The 5,666-nt window shown below is 60.1% G+C and carries 9 protein-coding genes; 6 read left to right on the forward strand and 3 right to left on the reverse strand.

The genetic code is table 11. From position 1 onward, the window contains the following. Positions 1-57 precede the first annotated feature (57 nt). A complete protein-coding gene (locus HY896_13100; GenBank protein ID MBI5577282.1) occupies positions 58-294 on the reverse strand; it encodes a hypothetical protein in 237 nt (78 codons plus the stop codon). A 148-nt stretch (positions 295-442) separates the two neighbouring features. Between HY896_13100 and HY896_13105 the strand changes: the two genes are divergently transcribed. Continuing rightward, on the forward strand, positions 443-685 hold the full coding sequence (locus HY896_13105; GenBank protein ID MBI5577283.1) for an AbrB/MazE/SpoVT family DNA-binding domain-containing protein: 243 nt from the start codon (positions 443-445) through the stop codon (positions 683-685). Further along, complete coding sequence (locus HY896_13110) at positions 682-1,089, forward strand: type II toxin-antitoxin system VapC family toxin (protein ID MBI5577284.1); 408 nt, start codon at positions 682-684, stop codon at positions 1,087-1,089. The genes HY896_13105 and HY896_13110 overlap by 4 nt, the downstream gene beginning before the upstream one ends. A 217-nt stretch (positions 1,090-1,306) precedes the next feature. On the opposite strand, the gene HY896_13115 is transcribed toward HY896_13110, so the two are convergent. Next, positions 1,307-1,948, reverse strand: coding sequence for an RNA polymerase sigma factor (locus HY896_13115; GenBank protein MBI5577285.1), 642 nt, complete (start codon positions 1,946-1,948; stop codon positions 1,307-1,309). Positions 1,949-2,010: 62 nt separating this feature from the next. Then, positions 2,011-3,132, reverse strand: coding sequence for an acyl-CoA dehydrogenase family protein (locus HY896_13120; GenBank protein MBI5577286.1), 1,122 nt, complete (start codon positions 3,130-3,132; stop codon positions 2,011-2,013). A 259-nt stretch (positions 3,133-3,391) separates the two neighbouring features. Between HY896_13120 and HY896_13125 the strand changes: the two genes are divergently transcribed. The 4 genes from HY896_13125 to HY896_13140 form a co-directional block, all read left to right on the forward strand. Next, complete coding sequence (locus HY896_13125) at positions 3,392-3,748, forward strand: winged helix-turn-helix transcriptional regulator (protein MBI5577287.1); 357 nt, start codon at positions 3,392-3,394, stop codon at positions 3,746-3,748. A gap of 103 nt (positions 3,749-3,851) precedes the next feature. Continuing rightward, on the forward strand, positions 3,852-4,544 hold the full coding sequence (locus tag HY896_13130; GenBank protein MBI5577288.1) for a nucleoside phosphorylase: 693 nt from the start codon (positions 3,852-3,854) through the stop codon (positions 4,542-4,544). A 23-nt stretch (positions 4,545-4,567) separates the two neighbouring features. Beyond that, entirely contained in the window at positions 4,568-4,888 is a 321-nt protein-coding gene (locus tag HY896_13135; protein ID MBI5577289.1) for a DsrE family protein, read from the forward strand. Positions 4,889-4,899: 11 nt separating this feature from the next. Beyond that, positions 4,900-5,666 (forward strand): MFS transporter (locus tag HY896_13140; GenBank protein MBI5577290.1); only part of this gene is annotated, 767 nt, incomplete at its 3' end.

Raw genomic sequence — 5,666 nt, forward strand, 5'->3', positions numbered from 1 at the left:
TGCCCCCCGATCACCATGTATGGGATTTCCTGCTTCTGCAGTGTGCGACTTATTCGTTCAAGAATGCGGCGGAACACCGTTCACCACGCGCGCGATCCGTATGTCGACGTCGATACCTTCGAGCAGGTCAGCGGGAGGAAATGCGCCGAGGGCTGCGGCTTCCCGGTACATCGCCTCCACCAAACGCATATTTCTGCGGAAATCGGGCTTATCCGCCCGAATCGCCTCTTCCTCGAATGCAGCCCACTTTTTCGCGTCGGTGATCATCGGCTCTATGGTCAGTTTACTTGCCACAGGATGGGAATCAATCCGAAATTAGCGCACGCTTCGAGGGGGATGCACCCCGTACCCTGCTGTGGTGTCAAGCATCTGCTTTACTTGAAATATTGTTCTTTACATTTCATAATAATCTTTACAAATGCGGTAGAGGAGGAAAAACGTCATGCCGGTCGCCAAAATATCGTCCAAGGGGCAGGTTACGCTTCCCATCCGGCTACGGAAAAAGTTGGGGATAAAACCGCAAGACGCCGTGGTCATCGAGGGGACCGAGGACGCCATCCTGATCCGGCGGCCCCGGGACTTCTTCGAGCTGAAGGGATTCCTGGGGAAGGCTCTGTCCGAGGCCGAAGAGCGGGAAGGAATGTTGAGGGCTGTCGCGACCCGATCGCGGGGGAAATCGCGTTGAAGGCGGTCTTCGTCGACGCGAACGTCTTCCTGCGGTTCTTCACGACGGACGACAAGGGCCAGCATGAGAAAGCAGCCGTACTCCTCCGCCGGGCATCGGCCGGGAAGGTTGCGCTCGTGACCGGTCCTCCCGTCCTGTTCGAGATCGTCTGGACCCTGCGGTCGTCGTACGGTGTTACTCGGGAAGAGGTGCTGGACGTGCTTTCACGGATGTGCGGGATGAAGGGACTTCGGATGACCGATGCCGACCTTGTCGAGGAGGCGGTCTCGATCTGCAGGAACAGCGGACAGGAGTTCGCCGACGCCTACATCGTGGTGAGCGCAGGGAGGGCAGGTGCCCAAGGCATAGCCACATTCAACCGGAAGCACTTCGAGAAGATGGATGCGCCGCTCTATCCCCTCTGACCGCACGTCAGATCTCGGAATGAGAAGGGACGGGGCCCGAATTTTCCATGCCCCGTCTCTCCTGATGGTCAGCAATCACTTCGCCGGTTTCTTTTGTGATTTCACCGGTTCCTTCTTCACGCTCGGCTTGGCGGTCTTTCCCGGCGGGACGCACCCGCACCCGCAATCCTTCTTCGCCAACAGGATCACCTCCTTTCCTATCGCCATTTCTTTCGGCTTATTTTCCTTTCGCCTGCCGCGCGCGCCTGCATCCGCATATGCAGCGTGATGCGAAATCCCGAGGCAGGCGGTACTCCTGGAATGACTTTTCCGCCATCCTTACGACCCGTTCCTGGAGCTTCTTCTTTCCGTCGTGGAGCCGCTTCCTGACTGCCCCATCCGAGATGCCGAGGAACCGCGCCGCTTCCGCCGTGGGAACGCCGTCGAGATAGCAGAGCAGCAGAGGGAAACGCAACGATTCGGACAGCGACGCGACGACCCTGCGGACTTCACCCTCGAAAGCGTCGGCCTCGATGCGCTCCTCTTTCTTTTCCGTTTCCGACGTCTCGGCGGGAGATTGCAGGACGCCCGCATCTTCCAGCGGCGCAAGCCGGACCTGCGCCTTCCTCAAGGCGAGGGCCTTGTTGCGCGCGATCTTCCGCAGCCACGACGGGAACGTGTCGATCGACCGGAGGTCTTTCAACGACGCGAACGCGGAGATGAAAGTTTCCTGGGCGGCGTCCTGCGCGGCCGCCGGGTCCTTAACGATCTGCAGGGCCGTTACGTAGACGGGGTATTGATACCTGCGGACGATCTCCCCGAAGGCGGCGGCATCGCCCCTGGCGGATTTTTGAAGAAGTTCTTTTTCCCCTGTCGGCATCTTCGCTTTTCTCCCTGCATTGATAGATAAAGGAGTCCCCGAAATGTTACCACCCGAATCTTTCATAACGTCAATGCGGCTTTTGCTATGTCCTGGCGGAGCCATTCCGAAGTCTTGAAGTGGAGCGTGAGACCTCTTGCGTCCCGGAACAGGCGCTCGACGACGTGATCACGGCTGTATCCGTGCCCGCCCAGCACCTGGATGGCAATGTCGGTTACTTCCACCGCGGCCTCCGATGCGAAAAGCTTGGCCTTGAACCCGTTGATCGCAGCGGTGCCGGGCGCGGAGTCGGCGTTTTCCGCGCAGGCGGACAAAAGCGATTCGGCGGCTTCCGTCTTGAGGACCATGTCCGCGATCATTAACTGGACAGCCTGGTGTGTCCCGATCGGCTGACCTGCAATCATCCTTGTCCTGGCATGGTCGACGGCGAGCCCGGTTGCCGATCTGCCGATTCCGGCCGATATGCCGGCAGCTCCGAAGAAGCCCCAGCCTACAACGCTCCTTCCGATAACCTGCATTCCTTCTCCTTCCTTCCCGATGAGGTTGCCGGCGGGAACGCGGCAGTCGTTGAAATACATCTCCCTTGAGGATGTGCTTGTCAGTCCCATTTTCTCTTCCGGCCGGCCGAAGGACAACCCGGGCGCATCTTTCTCGACGAGCAATGTTGACATCCCCTGCGGGCCCTTCTCCGGATTCGTCCGGACGAGAACCAGGTAGACGTCCGCCTCCCCTGCCGATGTAATGAAGAACTTCGTGCCGTTGATGACGTAGTGGCCGTCCTCCTTTGCCGCCTTCGTGGCGATGGCGCCTGCGTTGCTTCCGCTGGCAGGTTCGTGGACGGCGAACGCCCCCAGTGATCGGCCTTCCATCAGCTTCGGCAGCCACGTCTTCTTCAATGTGTCGCCGCCTGCCAGATCTATCGCTTTTCCGACGACTGCGCTGGAAACATAAACGAGGGCCGTCGAGGCGCATCCCTTGGCCAGCTCTGCGACCGTCGCGGCGAAGACGTTTCTCCCGAGTCCCAGTCCTCCTTCCTCTTCGGATACGATCAGTCGGTGAAAGCCCGATTCCCCGAGCGCCAGGATATTCTCCCTGGGAAAGACCCGCCCACGGTCCGTCTCCGCGGCGCGGGGTTTCAGCCGTTCACTTGCGATCCGCCGGGCGGTATCTCTTATCTCTTCCATCTGTGATTTCTCCATGTGGCCACCTCGCTTTTCGATTTTGTGAAGATATTTGCCGCTTTCGGCAACCCTTTCCTTCCTTCCCCGTTGGATAGACAGCGAAGTCCCCGGAATGTTACCGGTAAATATTCGGCTGAAATCCCCCCCCGGTTTGCGCACCCGGCATGAAGCATCCGGTTTGAAACACCTGGAATGAAACGTCTTGCTTTCTTCAACGTCTAATGTAATATAAGAACATTCTAATGCCCTATAAGGAGGGCGCATGGACGCTGACCGCGCGTACGAATGGGCCGAATTGCTCAAGGCATTCGCTCACCCCACGAGGTTGCAGATCCTCGACGAACTGCGCAAGGGAACACGGTGCGTGACGGACATGGAAGATATCCTTCCCGTTTCCCAGGTGAACATTTCCCAGCACCTGACGGTCCTGCGCAACGCGAAGATCGTGGATTTCGCGCAGGAAGGCGCGCTGCGCTGCTACTACCTGAGCCGCCCGAAGCTGGCGGACGGGATCCTCGCCCTGCTTGCCGCCGACTTCCCGGTCATCCGCAAGACGAAGGAGCAGATCGACCGGGAGAAAGAGCGTGCGAAAAAGGAAACGGTGGCGTCCCGTGGCTGAAGATAGCCGTTCCCCCCTTCTGGAGCACGATCCGGCGGAGGCGCCGGTCTTCCTGCCGCGCAACTTGCTGGAAGCGGCCAGGCGCCGGAAGAAGTTGCCGCGGATGAAGGCGCCGGCCGGGTGCCTGCTGGATTTCGACGGAGAGCTTGTTGAATATCTCATCACCACGGGGCGTGCCGTGGCGGAACCGGCGTGGCCCTGTTTTCACACGAAGCTATTCCGTTGGAAAGCGGATGGAGCCGAATACGGCGTGATCGGCGGCACTATCGGCGCGCCGTTCGCCGTCCTCGTCGCCGAGGAGATGTTCGCTCTCGGTTGCAAGGCGGTCGTGAGCCTTTCCTCCGCGGGGCTCATAGCGAAAGATCTTTCCCCGCCGTTTTTCCTCCTGATAGACAAGGCGTTGCGGGACGAGGGAGCAAGCCACCATTACCAGCATGTGGGGAGATATTCGTCCGCTTCTTCGTCGCTGATGGATGATGTCTCGCGGCGGATCGCGGAAGCCGGCGCTCCAGTACGGAGAGGAGCCTCCTGGACGACGGACGCACCATTCCGCGAGACGAAATCGTTGATCTCGGCGCGGCGGGAGGAAGGAATCGTTTCGGTGGAGATGGAAGCGGCAGCGCTCCTGGCACTGGGATCCGCCATCGGAAAGCCGGTGGTTTGCCTGGCCCACATCACGAATACGATGGCTACGCGCGATGAAGATTTTGAAAAAGGGGGGGACGCCGGACTGGAGGAGTCCCTTACGGTTTGCGCACTGGCGCTCCAGGCCGCAGTCGAACATGCGGCGAAATAATTTCATCCAAAGCAGGAGGAGAAATGAAGCTTGCAATGGTGATTTCCCAGACTAACCCGGAAGTGGTTTTCAACGCTTTCCGGCTGGCGAACTTCGGTCGAAAGGAGGGAGACGAAGTGAAAGTGTTTCTCCTTGCCGAGGGAGTGGAGCTGGACCGGATCGATGATCCGAAATTCGACATACGCGGGCAGGCGGAAAGCTTCCTCCAGGCCGGAGGGGAGATCCTGGCGTGCGGGACGTGCCTGAAACTTCGCAACTCGCAAGGATCGGAGCTGTGCCCGTTGTCGACGATGAAAGACCTTCACGGGCTGATCCGGGAGGCTGACCGCATCGTGACGTTCTAAAGGGGAATGGCATGAAGAGTTCGGCGGCGGAAAAATCGGTTGAATACCGCGGTTCCCCGGACCCTCCGGGGAACGCCCCCGTCCTGGGTCTCCGGGAGAACCTCGCCCAGTTTTCTCTCCTGGTCCTGGTCAACGCCTTCGTCGGCGGAATGGTCGGCCTGGAGCGGGTCATCCTGCCGCTTGTCGCCGAGCAGGAATTCGGGTTGGTCTCCAAGAGCGTTATCCTCTCGTTCATCGTCGGGTTCGGGTTCGTAAAGGCGTTCACCAACCTGGCTGCGGGACGGTTCTCCGACCGGATCGGGCGGAAAGCCCTCCTCGTGGGCGGCTGGGTCGTCGGCCTGCCCATCCCCTTCATCCTGATGTGGGCGCCGTCCTGGGGCTGGATCACGGTCGCGAACTTCCTGCTGGGGATCAACCAGGGGCTCTGCTGGTCGACCACCGTCATCATGAAAATCGACCTGGTGGGGCCGAAGCGGCGGGGGCTGGCGATGGGACTGAACGAGTTCTCCGGGTATCTGGCCGTTTCCCTGGCGGCGCTGGCCACCGGGTACATCGCAGCAGCCTACGGTCTGCGGCCTGCCCCGTTCTACCTCGGAGTCGGATTCGTCGTGCTGGGCCTGATCCTGTCCCTGTTCTTCGTCCGAGAGACCCGCGGGCACGCCCGCCACGAAGCAAAAAACCATGGCAGCGCGGCCGATGTCCCGTTCAAGGACATTTTCGCGCGCACCAGCTACAAGAACCCGGACCTCTTCTCCTGCAGCCAGGCGGGGATGGTGAA

The sequence above is a fragment of the Deltaproteobacteria bacterium genome, assembly GCA_016218975.1.
Lineage (GTDB): Bacteria > Desulfobacterota > Deferrimicrobia > Deferrimicrobiales > Deferrimicrobiaceae > JAENIX01.